Origin of the sequence: Nocardiopsis sp. LDBS1602 (genome assembly GCF_035818715.1) — a bacterium.
Lineage (GTDB): Bacteria > Actinomycetota > Actinomycetes > Streptosporangiales > Streptosporangiaceae > Nocardiopsis > Nocardiopsis alba.
Genome location: NZ_JAYLVW010000001.1, coordinates 1,557,334 through 1,580,122 on the forward strand (window position 1 = coordinate 1,557,334; position 22,789 = coordinate 1,580,122).

Genomic DNA, 22,789 nt, shown 5'->3' on the forward strand with positions numbered 1-22,789 from the left:
ACGATCCGGGTCCGCGCCGGGACGGCCCTGGTGGCTCTGTCCCTGGCCCTGACGGCCTGCGGGGAACAGGCCGTCGGACTGTCCGGGAACGAGCGGATGGCGGTGCTCCAGGACGGTTCCGGTGAGGGGATCTCCGAATGGACCGCCTCCGCCGAGGACTACGACGACCATCCCCACATCCCCGATCCGGACGTGGCCGTCGACGTGACCCTCCCCGTCTTCCCGACCGCCGACGCGTTCACCGAGGCGCTCAAGGAACGCGTCGACGAAGAGGTCGCCGACTTTCGCGCGGGGACCCGGGACCCGGTGAGCCTGGGCGTCGACTGGGAGCTGGTGGCCGCGGGCGAAGGCGTCCTCGGGGTGCGGCTGGTGCGCTCCGAAGAGGACATGCACGGCATGCGCGAGGGCTACTCCACCCACTGGTACGACGCCACCGCGGGCCGCTCCGCCCACTCCACCGAGCTCTTGGCCGGACAGGAGGCCCTCGACGAGCTCGACGCGATCGTCGGAGACGAGTTGGCCGACGACGAGGAGGTCGACGGCGACACCCTGTACCCGGTGCTGCGGACCTACGACTCGATCGGCTTCAACGAGAACGGCGACCTGGTCGTGGAGTTCGACGATGGACACCTCTCCCCCGTGATCGAGGGCCACGTGCCCTCCACCGAGTTCGGACGCAAGGTCGTGATCGTCGACCACGAGACCGCCGCACCTCTCCTGTCCGACCTGGGAGAGCGGGCCCGGCAGGCCTCCATGACCGAGAACGCCGACCTGGAACCGGCCGAGTTCGAGGAGGACGACGACGAGGAGGCCCCTCCGCCCGTCCCCGGGGTCTTCGACGCCCGGCTCCCCGACGTGGACTGTGAGGACGACGAGGTCCGCTGTGTCGCGCTCACCTTCGACGACGGGCCGGTGGCCGCCACCTCGGACCTGCTGGACCTGCTCGCGGCCGAGAAGGTCACCGCCTCGTTCTTCCTCAACGGGAGCCCCGTCCTGACCCGCCCCGGTCCACTACGCAGGGCCTACTCCGAGGGTCACGAGATCGCCAGCCACGGCGACCTGCACGAGCACATGAACCGTATGGACGCCGAGGAGCTGCCCTCCCAGGTCGCCTCGGTGAGCGCGATGGTCCGCCGCCAGACCGGACACACGGTGGAGCTGTTCCGGCCGCCGTTCGGGGCCACCGACGACGACGTGCACCGGGAGATCTCCGATCAGGGCATGGTCGAGACCCTGTGGACGGTGGACAGCGAGGACTGGGAGGGGCTGACGAGCGACGAGATCGTGGACCGGGTCGTCGACCTGGTCGAACCCGGCGGCGTCGTCCTGATGCACGATCCCCAGGAGGCCACGTTGGACGCGGTCCCCGAGATCATCCGGCTGCTGCGGGACGAGGGCTACGAGTTCGTCCCCGCGAGCCAGGCGATGGGCTTCCCCGAACCCCCGCACGTCTTCCCCGAGGACTGGGACGGCAACTGGTAGCGGGGGCGGACCATGGCGAAGGGCCGGTGGGAGTTCTCCCACCGGCCCTTCGTCGTACACGTGTCAGCCCGCGGTCGCGGTGTCGCCGACCACCTTCAGGGCCGGCGCGGGGGCGTCGACGCCGATGGCCTCCTCGATCGACCGGTAGCCGGCGGAACGCACCAACCGGGCCAGGCCCCGGTGGATCCGGCGCGGCCACAGCGGTCCGCCGTAGATCAGCCCCGTGTAGCCCTGCACCAGGGTGGCGCCCGCACGGATCCGGGCCCAGGCGTCCTCGGGGGTCTCGATGCCGCCGACCGCGATCAGGGTGACCCGGTCACCGACCTTGGCGCGCAGACGGCGCAGGACCTCCAGCGAACGCCGCTTGAGCGGGGCTCCGGACAGACCGCCGCCACCGGCCGCCTCCACCTGCTCGGCCGAGCTCTCCAGGCCCTCACGGGAGATGGTGGTGTTGGTGGCGATGATCCCGTCCAGCCCCTCGGCCAGCGCGAAGTCGGCGACGGCGTCGACGTCCTCGTCGGCCAGATCGGGCGCGATCTTCACCAGGAGGGGAAGGTCGGAGCGGCCGGCCTCGGCCAGCGACTCGCGCACCGCGCCGACCAGCGGACGCAGACGCTCCACGCCCTGGAGGTTACGCAGACCCGGGGTGTTGGGCGAGCTGACGTTGATGACCATGTAGTCGGCGTAGGGGGCCAGCCGCAGCGCGCTGAGCGCGTAGTCGGCGGGCGCCTCCTCCTCCGGGGTCACCTTGGTCTTGCCGATGTTCACCCCGACCACGGGGCCCTCACGGTCGCGGTCGTGGTGCAGACGCTCGGCGACCAGCGCCGAACCCTCGTTGTTGAAGCCCATCCGGTTGACGATCGCGCGATCCGCGACCAGCCGGGCCAGACGCGGCCTGGGGTTGCCGGGCTGGGGGTGGGCGGTGACGGTTCCCACCTCCACGAAGCCGAAGCCGAGCGCGGCCAGGCCCCGAGGGCTCTCCGCGTTCTTGTCGAACCCGGCGGCCAGGCCGAGCGGGCCGGGGAACTCGCGCCCCAGCGCGTGCACGGTCAGTTCCGGCTCACGCGGGCCCAGGACCCGGGTCATGGCCTCGGAGACCCCCGGTACTGCGGTCACGCCGCGCAACGCGGCGAAGCTCAGTTTGTGCACCTTCTCCGCGTCCATGTGACGCAGCACCGAGCTGAAGAGGATCTGGTAGAACACGGTCATCCGTTTCCGTCACCCTCGCGTTCCGCGAGGAAGCGTTCGAGTTCCGCGCCGAGTTCGTCGGCGGTGGGCAGGCCCTCCTCGTCCGTGCCGAACGACCTCGAGTCCCCCTCGCTCTCGGCACGGGAGGAGACGATGTCGTCGTACTGACGCTCCAGGTTGGCGACCACCCGCTGGATCTCCTCCGAGGCGGCCACCTGCTCGGCGATCTCCACGTCGGCGGCCCGGGCCGTCTCCTCCATGTCGTCGGTGGGGATCGCCAGCCCGGTGGCGGCCGTCAGATAGCCGATCGCGGCGATGGCCGCGCGCGGGTACTGCGACTGCGCCAGGTAGCTGGGCACGTGGACGGCGTAGCCGATGAAGTCGTGGTCCAGCTCGCCCAGACGGTACTCCAGCAGCGAGACCGCCCCGGCCGGCACCTCCACCCTGCCGATCCAGGGGGTGTGCCCCGCGACCAGTTCGGGACGGGTCGAGTGCGGGGTGACCGTGACCGGGCGCGTGTGCGGGACCGCCATCGGGATGCCGTTGACGCTCAGGGACAGCGAGACCGCGAAGCGTTCGACCAGCCGATGGACGGCGGCCACGAACAGCTCCCACTCGTGATCCGGCTCGGGCCCGTGCAGGACGAGGAAGGGCGTGCCCTCGTCGTCGTGCATCCGGTAGAGCCCGATCTCGGGGGCCTTGTACTCGGTCCAGGTGTTCTCGACGAAGGTCATCGTCGGCCGGTGGTCGCGGTAGTCCACGAGTCGGTCGGTGTCGAAGGTCGCGACCTTCTCGGCGGTGAACCGTTCGAAGAGCCACTCGGAGGTCTGGCGGCCCGCTTGTCCGGCGTCGACGAAACCGTCCAGACAGACCAGCATCACCGGGCCGACGATGTCGTCGAAGCCTGGATGGAGTTCGTACAGATCTGCGGGGTCACGCACCGGATTCTCGTCTCCATAGGGTCGGGATCACAGGACGACTCGCCTACGAAGGCCCACCCGAACGGTCCCTTGTGACGCACTTCGGGGTCGCCACGCCCTGCTTTTCCACCATACCGACCCGTTCCGGGTCCCCACCGGCGTCGACCCCTCGGTCGTGACCACGGCCACAGCGCCCGTCGTGGTCCGGCCGTCACACCGGGTACGGACCCGACGGATCGGAGCGGCCGACTCCCGAACACGTCGGCCGTGTGATCGGACCTCCGCCCGTTCCACGCCAGGGTGAGGTGCTCGACCGGGATGCCCCGTCCGAACACCTCACCCGAGCTTCGGTGTGGGCGACCGATCACGCATGGCGCGATGGCCGAGAGGGCGGCCGGCCGTCCCCTCGGAGGCACCCCTGTGGTCAGCGCTGTTCGGCGACCCTCAGGGTCCGCAGTCGGTTGAGGACCGCGGCGACCTCGTGCCGGCGCGGCAGGACGTAGTCCCCGTCGAAGTCGTCGCCGAGCAGAGAGACCCCGCGTTCGGCCAGGGCCCGGTCCAGCGAGTCCAGAGCCTCGGCGAGCGTACGGGAACCGTTCAGGTGGCCGCCCTGGACCAGGGCGCGCAGGGCCAGCCCGGCCCCGGTGATCTGCCCGGCGTCGACGAACTGCTCCACCGAGCGGACGTCGACGTCGCTCTCCCCGAAGGTCAGCACGTCCATGTCGCGACGCTTGAGTCTGCTCCGCCCCTTGGCCCCTCGATCGTCCACCGATCTCGGGTCCACCACACGGGCCCGGGGCCGGGTGAACACGGAGTCGGTGCGTTCGCGGGCGAGCGCGCGGGCGCGTTCGGTGACGTCGTGCGGATGGTAGGCGTCCAGCATCACGACGTGGTCGGCGACATCGAAGTAGTCGCCGCTGCCGCCCATCACCAGCACCGTGGAGACACCGTGCTCCCGGTACAGGGGGCGCACCAGGTCGATGAAGGGCACCAGGGGTTCCCGGTCGCCGTGGACCAGTTCCTGCATCCGCTCGTCACGGATCATCAGGTTGGTGGCCGTGGAGTCCTCGTCCACCAGGAGGGTGTGCGATCCGGCCTCCACCGCCTCGCAGATGTTGGCGGCCTGGGAGGTGGAACCGGAGGCGTTCTCGGTGCGGAAGTCCCTGGTGTCGGAGCCGGTGGGCAGGTTGCGCACGAACGGACCGACGTCCACCCGTTCCACCCGGCGGCCCTCCTCGGCACGGATCTTGACCGCGTCGGCGCGGGTGACCACGAGTTCGCGACCGTCTCCCGAAACGTGGTCGTAGACGCCGCGTTCCAGGGCGTGCAGCAGGGTGGACTTGCCGTGGAAACCGCCGCCGACGATGAGGGTGATGCCCTCGGGCACCCCCATGCCGGTCACCGTGCCCCGGTGCGGCAGGTCGACGCTCACCCGCAGGGACTCGGGCGAGGCGAAGGGCACCATGCCCGCCCCGGTCAGGGGTTCGTCGCTCACCCCGCTGCGGCGGGGCAGGACGGCCCCGTCGGCGACGAAGGCGACCAGCCCGCGGTCGGACAGGGCCTCGCGCAGGGCGACGGTGTCGACCACGCTGTCGGCGTAGGCCTCGGCGGCCTTCTGGTCGATCTCCTCCCAGTCGAGGTCGTCGACCAACTCGGGGACGGTCCGGCAGAGTTCGCGCTCGGCGGCGCGCCCGTCGATCCGCCGTCCGTGTCCGGGCAGATCCAGACCGAACCGCAGGTCGAGGGAGCCGTCCGCGCCCACCCGACAGGACGAACGGACCAGGACCTCCTGGCCCCCGGTGTCGATCTTGAGCCTGGACCCCTTGAGCAGGCGACGGGCGAGTCGGCCCAGGAAGTCGGCGGTGGCCCGGCGGCGGACCGGGTCGGCGTAGGCGCTCTCGGGGATCCCGGCGTCGGGGCGCAGGATCCGCAGCCGGGAGGGCGGCGCGAAGGGGTCGGCCTGGACCCGCTGCACGGTGAGGGTGAAGTCGCCGAAGTCCCAGTCACCCTTGAGGGACTTGTAGCGCCCGTAGGAGGCGCCGTCCATCTTCGACAGCTCTTGGGACAGGCGCGCGTCGTCGCGCACCCCGCGAATGGGCTCGGGTTCGGGCCGGCGTCCCCCGCCGCCTCCGCCTCCTCGACCGCCCCCGCGGTACCCGTGGCCCTGCCGTCCCGTCATCGTTTCCCCCCGGCTTCGTCGGTTCTCACTGCCCCGCCAGGTTAGGTCTTTCGCGCCTTCCCCGCTCCGGCCCTGTGGATAACCCGCCGAACGGCCCTACGGCTCCGGGTTCGGAAGGACGTCGTCGAGGATCTCCTCGAACTCGTCGGCGGTGGGTTTGGCCTCTTGGAGGAGCGTGTGCAGCAGGATCCCGTCGATCACGGCGGTGACCACGCGCACGCGGACGGGATCGTCGGTGTAGCGGCGGGCGAACGCCCCCACCGCGGCCAGCCAGTCGTCCGTGGACCGGCGCAGGTGGGGGCGGCGTGCGGCCAGGAGGAAGAGTTCGTACTCGGCGAGCAGGCGTCCCGGTTCCGCCGCGACCCGACAGAGCAGTTCGGCGAGTTCGCGTCGACGGTCGCCCTCGGTGGTCAGGCGGCGCATCCGCCCCGCGTCCTCGTCCATCACGCTGGTCAGCGCCGCGGTGAGCAGATCACCCAGGCCGGTGAAGTAGTAGGTGGTGGCGGAGGTGGGCAGTCCGGCCTCCTTCGAGACCGTGCGATGGCTGACCCCGGCCACCCCGTCGCGTTCGATGACGCGCAGGGTCGCCTCGATGAGGGCCTTGCGGCGCAGTTCGCCCTTGGCTCGGCGTCCGTCGGTCTGGGTCAGCGCTCCTCCTCGGTCCGGGAACCGAGGGTAGCGGAGTCGTTCACCTCCTCTCCGCCCTTCGCGGCCCGCTCTGGCAGGCGGTTCGCGACCAGGACCACGACCAGGGCCGCCGCTCCCGCCACGATCGCGACGTGGAGACCGCCGTCGGTCCCACCGGCCTCCACCGCCTGGCCCGCGGCGAAGGTGCCCAGGGCCGTGCCGACGGTCAGTCCGGTCAGCGCCCAGGTCATGCCCTCGGTGAGCCGTTCCGGGGCGACGATCCCCTCGATGAGGGTCATGACCAGGATCATCATGGGGGCGAAGAACACCCCGGAGACCAGCACCACCAGGGAGAGCGTCACGATGCCGTCGGCCGTCAGGAGGAGCGGCGCGGTCAGGGCCGTACCCGTGACCGCGACCGTCAACTGGGTCCGCGGTCGCCAGGGGATCCGGAGTCCTCCGAAGACCAGACCGGAGACGGCCGAGCCGAGGGCGTAGCAGGACAGGACGATCCCGGTGGCGCCGGGGACGCCGCGGGCCTCGGCGAAGGCGACCGCGACGACGTCGATCGCCCCGACGATCACCCCTCCCGCGAGAAGGATCGCCACCAGCAACAGGAGGGGAGTGTCGAGAAGGCGCCGGCCCCGCTCGGTGGCCGTGGGTCCGGTGACACGGACCGGTGGTTCGGTGGAGCGCTGGGCGACGAACAGACCGACCCCGACCGCGAGGAAGGCGGCGGCCGCCAGCGGGCCCGCCTGGGCGAAGGCCATCGTGCTCAGGACCACGGACAGCGCGGGGCCGGTGATGAAGGTGAGTTCGTCGGCCACCGATTCGAAGGCGTAGGCGGTGCGCAGTCGAGGTGTCCCCCGGTAGATCTCGGTCCAGCGAGCTCGGGACATGGCGGACATGTTGGGCATGGCGCCGGCGGGGATCGCGAGCACGAAGAGCAGGGCGGTCGGGGCCTCGAGCCATACGCACGCCGACATCGCCAGCAGGGAGGCGACCGAGACGAGCGCGGCCGGAGGCAGGACCCGGCGCTGGCCGAAGCGGTCGGCCAGGCGGGAGATCCGAGGCGAGATCAGGGCCATGGACAGGGTGAACGTGGCGGCGACGGCCCCGGCCAGACCATAGCCGCCGTAGGTGGCGGAGAGCATCGTGATGAGGCCGATGTTGGTCATGGCCACCGGCATGCGGCCGATGAGTCCGGCGGCGGTGAAGGCTTTGGCCCCGGGTGCGGAGAAGATCCGCGCGTACGGATTGGGCATGGCTGATCCTCGGGATCGGGTCGGAGGGCGTCGCGGTTCGCGGACGCCGATGCCCCCCCAAAAAAAACTGGGACACTTGTCCCAGTTTCTATACGCGAACCGCCCGGGGCACAAGGACATGTGGCGTACGCCATGCTCGCCCGTTCCACCGAAGGGCCGTTGCCGCCGTCGCTCCGGACGACTACGTTGCGTACAAGCCCGCCCAGACAAGGAGTTCCGCCGTGAGCACGGTCCTGTTCGCCCCGGAGACCTTCGACCTCGCCGAGACCACGCGGACCATCGAGGTCGCCCGGCACCTGAGGGACCGGCACGAATGCGTCTTCGCCGGTTACTCGGAGCGATACGCGGGCCTCATCGAACAGGCGGGCTTCGAGTACTTCCCCCTGGCCCCGGTCCTCACCGACGACCAGGCCGAACAGCTGCTCCGGTTCGACCAGGGACGCGCCGTGACCCACCCGTTCACCGCCGAACTCCTACGGGAGCGGGTCGAGGGCGAGCGCGCCCTCAACACCCTGCTGCGCCCGGCCGCGACCGTCATCGGCAGCACCATCAGCCAGTTCGTCTCGGCACGGGCCGACCGGATCCCTCTGGTCTACGTCAAACCGTTCGCCTACTCGTGGCCGCACCTGCGCCAGATCCGGTCGGTGCCGCTGCTCTCCGGACGCGGCACCCTCGCCCGGACCGTCGACGCCGGCGCCGCCCGCCTGCTGCGCGAGGTCGCCCGGTACACCACCCTCAAACCGAGGGGCTTCGTCCAGGTGGCCCGGGAGAACGGGGTGAGCGTCCCCCGACGCACCGTCGAGGCCTTGGACGGCGACCTCAACCTGATCGCGTCGATCCGGCTACGGCCCTACCTGCTTCCCCCGCACTACCGGTGGGTCGGCCCGATCTACGCGCGGCTGGGCGGCGAGGTACCCGCCGAGGTGACCGAGGTGGTGGAGAAGGCCGAGCGGCGCGGCCGACCGGTGATGTACTTCGCCATGGGCAGTTCGGCGAACCGGGAGATCGTGCTCAGGGTGCTGCGAGAGCTGTCCCGCATGCCCGTGACCGTCCTGGCCCCGGTCGCCCACTACCTGAGGCCGGGCGACCGCGCCGCGCTCGGTCCGCACGTGCACGTGTTCGACCTGCTCCCCGCCCATCTGTTGGGCGACCTGATCGACGCCTCCGTCGTCCACGGCGGCGAGGGCACCGTGCAGACGGCCGCGATCTCGGGCAAGCCCTTCGTCGGTATCGGGCTCCAGGCCGAGCAGCGCTGGAACGTCGACGAGTGCGCGCGGTTCGGCGCCGCGGTGGCGCTCGGTCCGCGACGGGCCCACGGCGAACCGCTGCGGCGCGCCTTCGAAGCGGTCCTGCACGATCCGGCCCTGCGCACCCGTGCCCGAGATCTGCGCGCCCACCTGGCCGGGGTGGACGGGGCCCGCAACGCCGCCGACCACGTCCACGCGCTGATCGAGGCCTCCCGATGAGCTCCCCGCGGATCGAGCCGGTGCTGGAGGTCGACCATGGGAGGTTCCTGCCGTTGTCGGGGGACCTCTCCCCTGGCGAACTGGAGACCTTCCTGACGACGTGGGCCGGGTACAACGACGCGGAGGATCCGCGTGGACTGCTCGACCAGGAGATGACCCTGTTCCCCGGCGGCCTGCGCGTGGTCCGCGCTTCGGGGGCGAGCGTGAACCCCGGGTGCTGCTGTGGTCTGGAGGACTGGCGGGAGTGGTCGAACCTGCTCGATCGCACCCATGTCTGGATGGGGCACGACCCCGGCGTCGTGCAGGAGTTCGTCGGTGACAGGATTCGCTTCTCCCAGGAGGGGAAGGAGTTGCGGATCGACCTGCCCCTGCGGGACCTGCCCGGGCTGCTCACCCGGGTCCACGAGGACCTGCGGGGCCTGCTCACCCTGGTCGAGAGGGAGTGTGGAGCCGAGGTCGCCGCCCTCCTCGACCGCGACCTCCACATCACCGACCCGTTTCCCTGACACCCACCGGCCGAGCGACCCGTCGATGTCGCCCCTCCCCGCCCCAGGTGTGCGAACGTGAGAACCCGGTGGCCGGAGCGCCCATCCACGCCGGCCGGCTTCTGGACGAACTCGCGCACGTGCCCTGATCCATCTGAGCCGCGTTCACACAGCACGGCACGACGGCCGTGCCGGGAGGGCATCCCGGCACGGCCGTCGGCTCGTGTGTCGGAGGGGTCAGAGGAGAAGAGTGCTCACGTGGTGGGCGAGTGCTCCCGCGCCCACCGCGAGGCCGTAGGCGAGGATCCTCCATCCTGGGCGCCCGGGTCGGCGATGGCGCCCCAGACGGGTCGGAGGGGAGGAGGGTCCGGTCGGCGGAACGTCGTCCGGGGCCGGGCGCGGGGACGGAACGGGCCGCACTTCACGTTGATCGTGTCGCCGAGAAGCGACCTTCATCCAATGCGGGAGCTCCCCGTGTTCCTGGCGGTATCGGACACGCGGATCGTCGGCCATCTGCGCGAGCGCGCTCTGCCGGTGGCGGGTGAAGCGCTCGCCCCGGGGCGCGGACAACACCGCCCGGACCCCGGGGTCGAGCCGGTGGGGCGCGATCATCGGGCGGCCTTGGGGAGAACGAACTCGGCCCAGGTGACGGTCCCCAGCCCCGAGCAGAAGGGGAAGTCCAGCACCGATCGAGTGCCCCAGCGGGCGGCGAGATGGTCGATGAGCAGCAGACCACGACCGCGCTCGGCCTCGAACCCTTCCCCAGAGGATCGCGGGGACGGGATCCGGGGCTCCGAGGGAGCGGACCGATCGGTGCGAACACCGTCGTCGACGATGGCCACCCGGACACTGGTGGCGGTGGGCCGGTGCAGGAGGCGGATGACGCGTCCTTCGTCGTCCTGTCCGGAGCGTGAGTGGTCGCAGGCGTTGGCGAACATCTCACTGACGCAGAGCACGACGTCCTCACCGGTCTCCCGGAGGGGTCCGATCAGGTCGGAGAGGTCGGTGGCCAGGTCCGAACGGACCCTGGCGATCCGGGACAGGACACCGGGATAGACCCTGGAGAACCGGCGGCACCTGTCGAGAGGCTCACCGAGGGCGTGGATCGGGGCACGGTCGTGCGGCACAATGGACATGTCGATCTCACTTTCTGCTTGCGATGCTGGAATCGAGTCGGCCTGCTCTGGGGGTGCGTCAACACCCGCCAGAGCTTTTTCGTGCGTGGGGTTCAGAGGCGCACGGCCTCGGACACGAGGGGCACGTCAAGGGTCTGAGAGGGTCCGTCACCACCGGTGAGCGCCTTGGGTCGGGAACGTCGACGATCGATCTCCTCCTTGAGCAATCGCAGGGACGTGGAGCGGGGCAGCGACTCGCCCTTGAGCGTCTCGAACAGGTCGCTGTGGGCGGCGACCTGCTCAGGGTTGGTGATGATCTGCCCGGAGCCACAGGGGGCGGGCACGTAGACGATCTGGTGGTGGGGACTGAAGGAGAGCAGCCGGAACGCGGAGGAACGGCAGGGGTGCAGGTCGGTCTGCTCGGGGATCACGTGCACGGCGATGTGCTCTCGTCCCGCGGCTTCGACCACCAGCGAGAGCTGGTCGGCCATGGTTCGGGAGTCTCCGACGGTCTGGCGCACCGCCGACGCGTTGACGACCAGACACAGGTGCGGCGGCCCCGAACCCATGAGGGTGAGCGGAACGCGTTCGGCCCGGTGGAGTTCGGTGCGATCGTTCGACAGGGGCTGGGCGCCGAGGGTGAGGGCGCGGGCGTAGGCGGGTGTCCTGAAGGGCGAGGGGAAGGCTCCGGGGTCGAAGAAGCGGATCTGGTGGGCGTGGTGTTGGAACCGGGAGATGTCCGCGTCCTCGTCCAAGAGGGACTGGATGCGAGCTCGTGCCCACGCGTCCACCAGAACGCCCTGGGCGCCGATCCGTGAGTCCAGATAGCGGGCCAGGTGTCCGGGAGGGTCGTACTCTCCGGACTCGATCGCCGCGAGCGTGGTCGGCTCACACACCTCTCGCAGTGTGAGGTCGTCGGGGTCGACGTCGGCCTGGGTCCGCACCTGACGCACCCGCGCCCCGAACCTCTCCCAGTGCGAGCCGGGATCCGCGGCCCCTCCACCGCCGCCGGCCGTTCGTGCAGTCCGCTCACCAGTCATGTGGTCACTCCTCACGAAATCTCTGGATGTCCCTCAGCCCGCACATGGTGCGGCCGTGGAGCCCTTCCGCTGTGCCGAGGGCTCCATCGCAATCCCTATAGTGAGGCACACACTACGAAAATCCAAGTGTTGGAAAATAACTGGGTTGGTATATCTGAAATGCGAAGTTTGCAGCCCGCGAGATACTGGAGGCAGTGCCCACAACATGAGCGAGGAGACAGCCGTGGCCCAGGGTTCGCCCGTCCGGCGTCGTCATCTGGTCAGCCAACTCAAGCGCCTGCGCTCGGAGGCCCGGCTGTCCCAGGGAGAAGTCTCGAAACGCATGGGCTGGGAGTCCGGCAAGATCATCCGGATCGAGACGGGCAAGTTCATCCGCCTGAACTCCGCCGATGTCTCCGAACTCTGCCGCCTGTACGGGTCGACCGATGAGCTCCGCGAGGACCTGGTCGAGATCGCCAAGGCCTCACGCACCCAGAAGCCCTGGTGGTTCCAGTACAAGGACGTCGGCATCGGCGCCTTCTACGGGTTGGAACACGAGGCCGCCAAGATCCAGCAATACACAGTCGGCTTGGTTCCCGGGCTGCTCCAACATCGGGACTACATCGAGGCCATGATGGCCCGGGGATACGTGCCCGACACCGAGGAACGCACACGCCGCGTGGAAGCGCGAATCCAGCGGCACTCGAACGTCCTGGAACGCGAGAACCCACCGAGGATCTGGATGATCCTCGACGAGTCCTGCCTGCGCTGCGTCATCGGTGGCCCCGAGGTCATGGCGGTTCAACTCGACCATCTGATCGGCCTGGCGAACCGGCCCTTCATCGACCTCCAGATCCTCCCCTCATCAGCGGGGATGTCCCGCACCTACGGGTTCTCCCTACTGACCTTCGACGAGAGCGACCGCGCCCTGTTCGTGGACGTACCGCCGAACGGGTTGTTCTTCGAGGACCGGGAAGACTTGCTGGAGCACGAGATAGCGTTTGACCAACTACAGGCCTCCGCGCTCTCCACCGCGGAGACGCGAACCCTCCTCAAGACGCTGATCAACGAGTACAAAAGGTCGTCATGACTCCGAGCGCGATCACCATCGAAACCTTCGTCCCCGCTTCCCCCTGGCACAAGGCGAGCTACACCAACGACCGCGGCGAGTGTGTCGAGGTCTCCGAAGGACCGATCACCGGGGTCCGCGACACCAAGCACCGCGAACTCGGAGCCCTCTTCTTCAACGCCGACGAGTGGCAGGCCTTCCTCGGCGCGACCCGCCCCTGACCTCACCTGTCGCGCCCCCAGCGAGGCCTCGTCCGTGATTCTCACGGGCGGGGCCCTCTGAACACACAACTCCCCGGACTCCGGAGACAGCGTTACACCATCGGCGAACCCAAAGTTCACTTTTCACAGATAGTGACCGAAAACGGTCGCGTGGCCACGGATTGTCATAGGGGCACGATAGACCTGGGGTCATGATCGAGACCCCCTCTCGCGCATTCGTCCCTCCACTCGTGACCGTCCTGTGGGGCAAGACCGGCGAGGTCGACCGGGACATGCCCGACGATGCCTGGCACCCCTTGCTGTTCCACATGATCGACTCGGCCAACGTGGCCGGGCAGATCTGGGACCGCTATCTCTCCACCGCGATGAGAACGGCCCTCGGCCCACCCGGGATCGGCAGGGCCCTGTACATGTGGTTGGCCGGACTCCACGACCTGGGCAAGGCCTCCCCCGTCCACCAGAAGTTGAGCCCCCACCACTACCAACGGGTCCACGCGGTGGTACCGCACACCGCAGAGTGCGAGGAAGGGTTTCCCCATGCTCGTCTGAGCGCGTACATGACCATGGAGATCCTCGAACAGGAAGAAGGCTGGCCATTCGAGGTCGCGCTATGGATCGCCGACGTCCTCGGCGGACATCACGGCACCTTCCCCAGCGGCTCCGGCACCCACGACCCGGAGCGCAGGACGGTGGGCGGCGAGGCCTACCGACAGGCGCGACGATTCCTGTTCGACTCGATCACCGAATACTGCGGGGTGGACCTGGACCGACTACGGGACCACATACCGAACATGGGTGCCCAGCTGTCCTTCGCCGGGGCCGTGGTCATGGCCGACTGGCTGGCCAGCAACAGCGGGTACTTCGGGTACGACTCGTCCGAGACGAAACCCGAGGAGAGCCTCTATCGGAAGATCTCCGAACAGACGGCCCGGGACCGTTTTCAGGAGATCACGGAGCTGAACCGGGTCTGGTTCCCCGAGCCCGGGGACAGCGCTCATGACCTCTATCGGCGCCGCTTCGGAATCGAGGAACCGCACGGCACCCAGACCCTGGTCGACGAGATCGCCCGGGCCGCCGCGAACCCCGGGTTGATGGTGATCGAGGCGCCCACCGGGGAGGGAAAGACGGAGGCCGCGTTGGCGGCCGCCGAGATCCTCGCGGGGCGATTCGGGTTCAACGGCCTGTTCTTCGCCCTTCCGACCCAGGCCACGAGCAACAGCATCTTCGACCGGCTTCTGAAGAAGTGGGAGGAATCCCAGCCGCTCAAGCCGACCGTCTCCCTGGTCCACGGCAAGGCCCGGTTGAAGAAGGAGTTCACAGAGCTGCCCTCGGGAGCGGTCGCCGACGGCGGTTGTGACTCGCTGACCGCCTCCTCATGGATGCGCGGGTCGAAGAAGGCCCTGCTCAACCCGGTCGCGGTCGGCACCATCGACCAACTGCTGTTCGCCGGTGTGGCGGCGCGCTACCTCCAGCTTCGCCACCTAGGCCTGGCCAACAAGGTCGTGGTCATCGACGAGGTCCACGCCTACGACACCTATATGTCGGAGATCCTGCACCGCACACTGCACTGGCTGGGTTGGCACGGCGTCCCCGTCGTCCTCCTCTCGGCGACGCTGCCACCGAAGCAGAGGCGAGAGCTCCTGAACGCCTACTCCGGTGCCCCGAACCTCACGCTCGAAGGAAGCGGCTACCCACGCGTCACCTGGGTCGAGGCGCCGACCATGGATCAGCGCCTGGCCTGGAAGGAGGGTGACGGTACCGAGCCCGCCCTACTCTCCCGATCGGCCGAGACGCGGCGTGGCTCGAACATCCGTCTGGAGTTCTCGCCCGAGGCCGAGGACGGGGATCTCGAAGGGATTCTCGGAGAGCGGCTCAGGGGCAGTCCCAAGGCCAACGTCCTGGTCCTGCGCAACACCGTCCAGAGGGCTCAGGACACCTATGACAAGCTGCGCGCACAGTTCCCCGACTTCGAGATCCGGCTCGCGCACGCCCGATTCACCGCCCGGGATCGGGAACGCATCGACCGGGAACTCATGGACCGCTACGGTCCGCCCGAGGAGAAGCGGAAGCGGCCCACCCACAGCATCGTCGTCGCCACCCAGGTCGCCGAGCAGTCCCTGGACGTGGACTTCGATCTGGTCGTCTCCGACCTGGCCCCGATCGACCTGTTGCTGCAACGCGCGGGACGCTGTCACCGTCACGAGCGGGAAGAGGGAGAGCGTGGCACGCTGACCACGCCGACCCTCATCATCACCGGCTACCACCGAGGCGACGACGGTCCACCCCGACTGCTCGGCCGGACCAGGCGCCCCTACGACCACCACCTGCTGTACCGCACGCTCGCGGCGTTGACCCACCCCGAGCAGCGGCCCTCCGTCAACGTCCCCGAGGACGTTCCCCATCTGATCGAGCTGGTCTATGGAGACACCGAGATCGGCCCACGGAGTTGGCAGGAGGTCATGACCGACGCCCGTAAGGACTGTGAACGGCACCGGTCCCGACTGGAGGCCCACGCTCATTCCGTTCTGATCGCGGAGGGCGACCCGGAGCAACCGGCGCTCTCGGGCATCCATCCCTTCGGTAACGACCACCGGGTCTCCGAGGATGAGGAGGAGGCTGCGCACATGCTGCCCGTCCGTCACGGTGCGGACAGCGTCGAGGTGATCCTGCTACGTCGTACCAGCGACGCTCAGGCGGTCACGGTCTCCCGTGTGGTGAAGGAGGGAGAGGAGGAGAGCCCCGTCACCATCCCCCTCGACCGCACTCCCCCGAAGAAACTGATCTCCCATCTCGGTGACCAGGCGATCCGGCTCCCCCTCTGGCAGTTGGACAAGACCCTGCCCGTCTGTCCGAAGGCCTGGGAGCGAGCCCCTTGGGCCAAGAGGCTCCGTGTCCTTCTGTTGGACGCCACGTCGTCCGGTCGGCAGGGCGGAAAGACGTACACCTACTCCCCAGAGACAGGTTGGAAACCGCAGCAGTGAACGATCCGGACGACTTCAATCTCATGGACGATCCCTGGCTGCCCTACATCACCACCCGGGGCACCGCCGGAACCGGTTCGCTCAGGTACGTCCTGACACAAGCGCACGAGATCCGCGACCTGATCGTCGACGTTCCCACCCAGTACCCGCCGATCCTTCGCATGTTGGTGGCGCTCCTGCACCGTGCCCTGGCCGATAAGAACTCCGCTCCGTCCACCTTCCCTTGGAGCGCGGGACAGTGGAAAACGCTCCACGAGCGTGAAGACCTTCCCGGTGACAAGATCGACCTCTACGCAGACAGCTGGAGGAACGTCTTCGGCCTCTTCGATCGGGAGCGCCCGTTCCTTCAAGTGCCGAAGAGTCGCCTGACGACCTCCCAGGACAAGACCGCGGCACTCCTGATCCCGGACGCAGCCTCAGGGAACAACGTCCCGCTCTTCTCCTCGCACCGGGACGACTCCCCCACCCCGTTGACCCCGGCCCAGGCCGCGCGTTGGTTGTTGCACGTCCACGCCTGGGATACGGCGGGGATCAAGACCGGAGCCGCGGAGGATCCCAGGTCGAACAAGGGCAAGACCACCGGCAACCACACCGGCCCTCTCGGGGGCATGGGCGTGCTCGTTCCGGCCGGGAGAACGCTGAAGGAGACCCTTCTGTTCAACCTTCTGGTCTTGGACCGGGAGTTGACCTCGGAAGGGGATCAGCCGGTATGGGAAAGGGGCCCGCTCTCCGCCGAGTGGGACACACGCGCCCCTGCTGGACTCCTGGACCGCTACACCTGGGTCGGCCGTCGAGTCAGGTTGATACCCGAAGACGACGGCGATGGCGGGGTGGTCGTGCGCCAGGCGATCGTCTGTGCAGGTGACCGGGTCGAACCCATGATCAGACCCCAGATCAGGGAGCCGCACACCGCCTGGCTGAAGAACAGGCCGAAGACGGGCAAGGAGGCCTCCGTCGGCCCTGTCTCGTCTCACCGTCCCAAACGCCACACCCCGGGTCAGGAGCTGTGGCGAGGGTTGGGCGGCCTTCTGGGCTGGGACGACTATCTGGACCGGGACGACTCGCTCAAGCCCCAAGTGCTCCACCGCTTGGCGCAACACTTCACACGGGGCAGAAAACTCCCGGTCATCCAGCTCCGTGCGTACGGCATGAGCTATGGGCTCCAGAACGCGATCATCGACGACACCTACTTCGATTCCCTCCCTCTACCCCTGGTGCTTCTGCTCGGAGGAGAGACCCGAGACCTGGAGGAAAGAAAGGCCCGAGATCTGGGAAAGCGCGTGGTCAAGTGCGTCGCCGACACCGAGGAGGCCGGGCGGGCACTGGGGCATCTCGCCGCCGATCTCGCCTTCGCCGAAGGAGGCGACCCAGGGACGGAGCAGCAGGCTCGCGACCGTGTCACCCGGCAGTTCTTCGCCGACCTCGACCAACCCTTCCGCACCTGGATCAGTGGGACCACCGACCCGGACCGGGCGGAGGAGTACCAGGGGGAGTGGCACGCCTTGGCCCGGCGACGAGCCCGAAGGCTGGCGAACGATCTCATCTCCCGCACCGGACCCGGCGCGCTGCGCATTCGTAACCGCAAAGAGAAGACGAAGAAGGGAGAGATCATCAGCGTGAACCTGGTGACCGCCCAGAAGTCCTTCAATGGCAGGCTGCGCAAGCACCTGCCGGTCAAGGAGGTGTGATGACCACCGAGACCACGTCCACCGGACCCCCCCGACCCTTCGAACCGAGCGCCCCCGAGAACCGGAGGTTGGCCCGACTCCTGTCCGGTCTGTGGGACGGCCGGGACATGGCCCACGGGACCCCGGCGACACTCTCGCGTTGGCGCAAGGGGGTGGGCCGAGACCACGAGGAGAGCCCGTTCCTGAGCATGGAGGTCGCCGAGGTCCTTCAGGACCGCCCCGACGCCCGTGGTGAGGTACAAGCGGCCGTATTCCACGCTCTGACCCTCTATGCGGTGCACCAGCAGTCGGTCGCCACCACCATGCACAACGGCGACAACGACCTGCGTCCTCGGGGGACCTCGATCGGCCACGCGATGCGCGACCTGTGCGTGCGCAGGGCACCCGAGGGGATGTCCGACCCCTGGAAGCACAACGACAACAAGGGCGTCGTCCGGCTCATGGAGTCCGCCACGACCTCCCACTCGGTCCCCGAGTTGGTCGGCCACCTGCGCCATGTCGTCTCCCTGCTCCGTAAGGAGTCGATCCCCCTCGACTACGTACGGCTGGCACGTGACATCCACACCTGGTCCAGGCACTGGCGCGGGAAGGCCGCGAACCAGTGGGCCATGGACTTCTACACCCCTGTGAACACACGGAACGACAACCCCGACACCACCGGTGAGGAGCACTGATGGCCTTCCTGGACATCCACGCGATCCAGGCGGTTCCCCCCGCCAACATCAACCGCGACGAGAACGGCAGCCCCAAGACCGCCGTGTACGGAGGCGTCCGGCGACTGCGGGTCTCCTCCCAGGCGTGGAAGCGGGCCGCGCGTAAGGCCCTGGAGGCCGACTCCGACTCCATCCGCCCTTCCGAGCGCACCAAGCGTCTTCCCGAGCAGATCGCCGCCGCCCTGGCCGAGCGCTCCCCGGCCCTGGCCGACCGGGCTTCGGAGGTCGCGCAGGCGGCCGTCGCGAACGTGTTCGGGGTCAAGTCCAAGGCCAAGAAGGAGAAGGACACCGAACGGGAACGACTGGCCACCGAATACCTGCTCTTCCTCGGCAACGACCAGCGTGATCGGCTCATCGACGCTCTGGTCGAGAACGAAACGGCGCTGGCTGAGGCCGCCGACAGCGGTAAGGACTCCTCGAAGAAACTCACCGCCGTGTTCAAGGAGATGGACCTCCGGAGCACGGTCGCGACCGGGCACCCGCCGGCGGTCGCGCTGTTCGGCCGCATGGTGGCCACCGACCCGGCCCTCAACGTGGACGCCGCCACCCAGGTGGCGCACGCGCTCTCCACACACCGAGTGGACTCCGAGTTCGACTACTACACCGCCGTGGACGACGTGGACAACGAGTCCGACGAGACCGGCGCGGGCATGATCGGCACGGTCGAATTCAACGCCGCCACCATGTACCGATACGCCACCGTGGACCTGCACTCGTTGGTGGAGAACCTCGGTGGGGACATCGACGCCGCCTGCGACGTGGCGGTGGCGTTCGTGCGGTCCTTCCTGGTGAGCATGCCCACCGGCAAGCGCAACACCTTCGCCAACAACACCCGTCCGGACTTCTCCCTGATCTGTCTGCGCGAGGACCAGCCGGTGAGTCTGGCGGCGGCGTTCGAGCGGCCGGTCTTCGGTGAAGAGGGCCACCTCGGCGAGTCGGTGCACCGTCTGGTCCGGCATCAGGCCGACCAGGACGAGTGCTACGAGACCTCGCCCCGTTCCCACAGGGCCGTCTACCCCGCCTGGGTCGCCGAGAGCGTCGCGGAGATCCGCGGGGCCGAGCGATTCCGGCTCCCGGAGTCCACCCCGTTGAAGAAGGCCCTGGACGACGTCCGGGCCGAGATCCACAGGTTGATCGGCGGCGGCGATGCCTGAGGTGTTGGCGCTGCGGCTGAGCGGCCCGCTCCAATCGTGGGGCGGGCACTCCCGGCACACCACCCGCGGCACTCTCACCCACCCCACCAAATCCGGTGTGGTGGGGCTGTGCGCAGCGGCTCTGGGAATCCCCCGAGGCTCGGAGAGGCTCACCGAGCCGGCCGGACTGGGTTTCGGGGTGCGGGTGGACCGTCCGGGAACCCTGTTGATCGATTTCCACACGATCTCGGCCGCCTCGCACGGCCCGCTGAAGCCCAAGGAACAACGGTTGCCGACCTCGAGTGGCGGGCGGCTCCCGGCGGGCGAGGGCAAGGTCTCGCGCCGTGCTTATCTCCAGGACGCGGTGTTCGTCGCGGTGCTGGAGGCAGGGGGTTCGGAACAGGTGGAGCTGCTGGACCAGATCGAGGAGGCGCTCCTCCGCCCTCGCTATCCGTTGTTCCTCGGGCGCCGTTCCTGTCCCCCGGATCGCCGGGTTCTACTGGACCGCTACCGGGATACCGACATGGTCGAGGTGTTGGAGCAGATCCCCTGGCAGGGGGAGACAGGGTGGGAACGCGCCGCGAGGAGGCGAGCGGAGGAACAGGGGGTCGAGTACCGGTGGCCGAGCGCTCCCAGCACTCTCCCCGTCGTGCTGGACTCCCCGGACGGGGAGGAACTCCTTCCCGACCTTCCCCTACCGAGTCCGGCGTTCCGACGTTCGTTCGCGGATCGTCCGGTGCGGCACGACAGCGTTCCCACTCCCGGGATCGTGCTGGAGGCGGAAGCGGAGGCCGAACCGGTCGACGATCCCCCCTTCTCCTTCTCGGGGGACGGCTCGATGGCGCTGCTCGACGAAGGGGGCTCGTGATGTACCTCAGCCGTATCTTCCTCAACCCCCGTCGGCAGGGCACCACCCTGTTCATCGGAAGCCCTCAGCGGTTGCACGCCGCCGTTCTGGCGTCGTTCCCGCAGGATCCGCCGACCGGGGCGAGCGATGGGCCTCGGGTCCTGTGGCGGTTGGACATCGACGACTGGCGCCGCCCGGTGTTGTGGGTGTCCTCCCCGAACAAGCCCTCGTTCGAGCACATCACCGACGAGTACGGATGGCCGCGGGCCGAGCCGCCGTTCGAGACCCGTTCGATGGAGCATCTTCTCGCCCGGTTGGTCGCGGGACAGGAGTACGTCTTCCGCGCCACCGTCAACCCGGTCAAGACCAAGGCCGGTGAGCCCGACGCGGAGGGGCTGCGAGGCCGAGGGCGGGTCGTGCCGTTGGCGGGCGCGGCGGCGCGGACCGAGTGGTTCGTGGGACGCGCCGAACGGTGGGGGTTCGAGATCCCCCTCGGCAAGGTCCAGCCCCCGGAGGGCGGTCCGGCCTGGGCTGTGGAGACCCGGGACTCCCGGCGCCTGCGATTCAGCAAAAAGGGGGCCAAACGCCAGGTGGTCCTTCAGACCGTCACCTTCGAGGGGCGTCTGCGCGTGACCGACGTCGACCTGTTCCGGCGGACGCTGACCCACGGGGTGGGCCGGGCCCGCGGCTACGGATGCGGGCTGTTCACGCTGGCACGATGAGCGTTCGGTGGGCCCGGGTTTCCGGGCCCACCGGGCCTTCGATTCGTGACCACGCATCGGGGGTGGGTCTCGGGGCGGTCCGGTGGGCATCCCGGCCCCACCGGACTTCGCGTGTCCATCCGCACGGCTTCGACCCGAGGACCCACCCCGCCGCGGGCCGGCGGGTGGCCGGAGCGGCATGGGGACACCCCGCTCCGGCCACGGGCGACCACTCGGCTCTGGAGGAACCAGGATCGCCGGCCAAGGTCGTACACGGGTCAGGAGGGCCCCGGTACGACCGTTTCGGCACCGCCCCGGAGGGGGTGGGGGATGCCGACGTCCTCATTCCTATCGGATCCGGGCCCTCCGTGAGGGGGAAACCGGGATTCCGCGATCACGGAAACCCGCCGGCCACGGCGGTTCTCAGGCGATGGTCGCCCGGAAGGCCCGGTCGTGGTCGTCGACGGGGGCGTCGTCGAGGTCCTGGACGAACACCGCCACGGCCCGTCCGCCGTCCCGGTCGAGCCGCTCGGCCAACTCCGTCCAGTGACGGTGGTTGGGGTGGTCCATATCGGTGCAGGCGGCCGCCGGGGACAGGAGGGCGACGGCCTCCGCCATCGTCTCGGCGTCCAGCGTGTAGGTGGCGGTGCCCGAGACGTGGCCGCAGGCACGCGCCAGGGCGATGCTCGACAGCAGGCGTTCGTTGACGTTGGTCAGGGTGAAGACGGTCTCGCCATCACGGAGCTCGCCGATCGCGAAGGCGACCGGTCGTCGCCAACCGGTGTGCGCCTCCTCCATCCGGTTCAGTCCGGCGACGACCTCTTCCCTGGTCCTCCACTGCTCCATGCTTCCTCCTCCTGCTCTCAAAGGTCCAGCTCGCCGGTGGCGACGGTGACCGCGTGTCCGCCGATGAGGACGCGTTCACCGGTCAGCCGCAGTTCCAGGTCGCCCCCACGCTTGGACGCCTGGTGCGCCCGGAACGCGGTGCGGCCGAGCCGCTCGGCCCAGTAGGGGGCCAGGACGGTGTGCGCGGCCCCGGTGACCGGGTCCTCGGGGACCCCCATCTTCGGCGCGAAGAACCGCGAGACGAAGTCGTACTCTCCGGAGCCCCGCGCGGTGACGATGACGCCGCGCGAGGGCAGCGCCTCGATCAGGCCGAGGTTCGGCGTGAGGGAGCGGACGGTGTCCTCGTCGGCGAGCTCGACCAGGAGGTCGTTGTTGCCGCCGATCCCGGTCCACCCCGGGGTCGCGCCCAGGGCCTCGGTCAGGCCCTCGGGGGCCTCCACCTCCGCGGCCGGACGGGCCGGGAAGTCCATCCACAACCGTCCGTCGCGGCGTTCGACCGTGAGGATCCCGCTGCGCGTGCTGAAGCGGTACGGCCCCTCGACCTCCAGCTGCGTGAGGGCGTGCGCGGTGGCCAGGGTGGCGTGTCCGCACAGGTCGATCTCGGCGACCGGGGTGAACCAGCGCAGTTCGTAGTCGGCCTCGTCGGAGTCGATCCGGCGGGCGAAGGCGGTCTCGGAGAGGTTGAACTCCGCCGCGACGCCCTGGGCCCAGACGTCGGGATACTCGTCCGACAGGACCAGGACGGCGGCCGGATTGCCGGCCAGTGGGCGTTCGGTGAAGGCGTCGACGACGCGGTATTCGGGCATGGGTTCATTCTGCCGAGCCTGCCGGGGAGCGTGCCGCG

At 69.1% G+C, this 22,789-nt stretch carries 20 protein-coding genes; 11 read left to right on the forward strand and 9 right to left on the reverse strand.

Going from position 1 to position 22,789, the window contains the following annotated elements:
- The first annotated feature begins 30 nt into the window (after positions 1–30).
- Entirely contained in the window at positions 31–1,482 is a 1,452-nt protein-coding gene (locus tag U9J66_RS07105; RefSeq protein WP_326337416.1) for a polysaccharide deacetylase family protein, read from the forward strand.
- Between the two features lie 63 nt (positions 1,483–1,545).
- Here the strand turns inward: U9J66_RS07105 and U9J66_RS07110 are convergent, their stop codons facing one another.
- From U9J66_RS07110 to U9J66_RS07130, 5 genes are all read right to left on the reverse strand, one after another.
- Entirely contained in the window at positions 1,546–2,691 is a 1,146-nt protein-coding gene (locus U9J66_RS07110) for a quinone-dependent dihydroorotate dehydrogenase (protein ID WP_041561907.1), read from the reverse strand.
- Positions 2,688–3,611, reverse strand: a complete 924-nt coding sequence (locus U9J66_RS07115) for a proteasome assembly chaperone family protein (RefSeq protein ID WP_014911153.1) — start codon at positions 3,609–3,611, stop codon at positions 2,688–2,690. Before U9J66_RS07115 ends, U9J66_RS07110 begins: the two co-directional genes overlap by 4 nt.
- Positions 3,612–4,014: 403 nt before the next feature.
- A complete protein-coding gene (locus tag U9J66_RS07120; RefSeq protein ID WP_326337333.1) occupies positions 4,015–5,769 on the reverse strand; it encodes an ABC-ATPase domain-containing protein in 1,755 nt (584 codons plus the stop codon).
- Between the two features lie 96 nt (positions 5,770–5,865).
- Positions 5,866–6,327, reverse strand: coding sequence for a TetR/AcrR family transcriptional regulator (locus tag U9J66_RS07125; RefSeq protein WP_014911339.1), 462 nt, complete (start codon positions 6,325–6,327; stop codon positions 5,866–5,868).
- A gap of 86 nt (positions 6,328–6,413) precedes the next feature.
- Positions 6,414–7,661, reverse strand: coding sequence for an MFS transporter (locus tag U9J66_RS07130; protein ID WP_326337334.1), 1,248 nt, complete (start codon positions 7,659–7,661; stop codon positions 6,414–6,416).
- Between the two features lie 221 nt (positions 7,662–7,882).
- Between U9J66_RS07130 and U9J66_RS07135 the strand changes: the two genes are divergently transcribed.
- Both U9J66_RS07135 and U9J66_RS07140 read left to right on the forward strand, forming a co-directional pair.
- Positions 7,883–9,127 (forward strand): glycosyltransferase, encoded by a 1,245-nt coding sequence (locus U9J66_RS07135; RefSeq protein ID WP_326337335.1) that lies wholly within the window; start codon positions 7,883–7,885, stop codon positions 9,125–9,127.
- Positions 9,124–9,633: a hypothetical protein gene (locus tag U9J66_RS07140; protein WP_326337336.1), complete on the forward strand. Its 510-nt coding sequence runs from the start codon at positions 9,124–9,126 to the stop codon at positions 9,631–9,633. Before U9J66_RS07135 ends, U9J66_RS07140 begins: the two co-directional genes overlap by 4 nt.
- A gap of 587 nt (positions 9,634–10,220) precedes the next feature.
- Here the strand turns inward: U9J66_RS07140 and U9J66_RS07145 are convergent.
- Complete coding sequence (locus tag U9J66_RS07145; RefSeq protein ID WP_202421646.1) at positions 10,221–10,748, reverse strand: ATP-binding protein; 528 nt, start codon at positions 10,746–10,748, stop codon at positions 10,221–10,223.
- Between the two features lie 92 nt (positions 10,749–10,840).
- Positions 10,841–11,767 (reverse strand): DUF5753 domain-containing protein, encoded by a 927-nt coding sequence (locus U9J66_RS07150; protein ID WP_161111522.1) that lies wholly within the window; start codon positions 11,765–11,767, stop codon positions 10,841–10,843.
- 205 nt (positions 11,768–11,972) lie between these two features.
- Here U9J66_RS07150 and U9J66_RS07155 point away from each other — a divergent pair, with 205 nt between their 5' ends.
- From U9J66_RS07155 to cas6e, 8 genes are all read left to right on the forward strand, one after another.
- Complete coding sequence (locus U9J66_RS07155; protein WP_161111521.1) at positions 11,973–12,836, forward strand: helix-turn-helix domain-containing protein; 864 nt, start codon at positions 11,973–11,975, stop codon at positions 12,834–12,836.
- Complete coding sequence (locus U9J66_RS07160) at positions 12,833–13,036, forward strand: DUF397 domain-containing protein (RefSeq protein WP_161111520.1); 204 nt, start codon at positions 12,833–12,835, stop codon at positions 13,034–13,036. Before U9J66_RS07155 ends, U9J66_RS07160 begins: the two co-directional genes overlap by 4 nt.
- Positions 13,037–13,266: 230 nt before the next feature.
- On the forward strand, positions 13,267–16,017 hold the full coding sequence (gene cas3 / locus U9J66_RS07165; RefSeq protein WP_326337337.1) for a CRISPR-associated helicase Cas3': 2,751 nt from the start codon (positions 13,267–13,269) through the stop codon (positions 16,015–16,017).
- Positions 16,014–17,705 carry a type I-E CRISPR-associated protein Cse1/CasA gene (casA, locus tag U9J66_RS07170; protein WP_161111518.1) on the forward strand — a complete coding sequence of 564 codons (1,692 nt, stop codon included), beginning with the start codon at positions 16,014–16,016 and terminating at the stop codon, positions 17,703–17,705. Before cas3 ends, casA begins: the two co-directional genes overlap by 4 nt.
- A complete protein-coding gene (gene casB, locus U9J66_RS07175) occupies positions 17,705–18,379 on the forward strand; it encodes a type I-E CRISPR-associated protein Cse2/CasB (RefSeq protein WP_161111517.1) in 675 nt (224 codons plus the stop codon). Before casA ends, casB begins: the two co-directional genes overlap by 1 nt.
- Entirely contained in the window at positions 18,379–19,572 is a 1,194-nt protein-coding gene (cas7e, locus tag U9J66_RS07180) for a type I-E CRISPR-associated protein Cas7/Cse4/CasC (RefSeq protein WP_326337338.1), read from the forward strand. The genes casB and cas7e overlap by 1 nt, the downstream gene beginning before the upstream one ends.
- The gene (gene cas5e / locus U9J66_RS07185; protein ID WP_326337339.1) at positions 19,565–20,419 is read left to right on the forward strand and encodes a type I-E CRISPR-associated protein Cas5/CasD; all 855 of its coding nucleotides are present in this window, start codon (positions 19,565–19,567) and stop codon (positions 20,417–20,419) included. The genes cas7e and cas5e overlap by 8 nt, the downstream gene beginning before the upstream one ends.
- Positions 20,419–21,120 (forward strand): type I-E CRISPR-associated protein Cas6/Cse3/CasE, encoded by a 702-nt coding sequence (gene cas6e, locus U9J66_RS07190; RefSeq protein ID WP_326337340.1) that lies wholly within the window; start codon positions 20,419–20,421, stop codon positions 21,118–21,120. Before cas5e ends, cas6e begins: the two co-directional genes overlap by 1 nt.
- Before the next feature lie 402 nt (positions 21,121–21,522).
- On the opposite strand, the gene U9J66_RS07195 is transcribed toward cas6e, so the two are convergent.
- Both U9J66_RS07195 and U9J66_RS07200 read right to left on the reverse strand, forming a co-directional pair.
- Positions 21,523–21,945, reverse strand: coding sequence for a hypothetical protein (locus tag U9J66_RS07195; protein WP_014913359.1), 423 nt, complete (start codon positions 21,943–21,945; stop codon positions 21,523–21,525).
- A gap of 17 nt (positions 21,946–21,962) precedes the next feature.
- Positions 21,963–22,751 carry a PhzF family phenazine biosynthesis protein gene (locus U9J66_RS07200; RefSeq protein WP_326337341.1) on the reverse strand — a complete coding sequence of 263 codons (789 nt, stop codon included), beginning with the start codon at positions 22,749–22,751 and terminating at the stop codon, positions 21,963–21,965.
- Positions 22,752–22,789 lie beyond the last annotated feature (38 nt).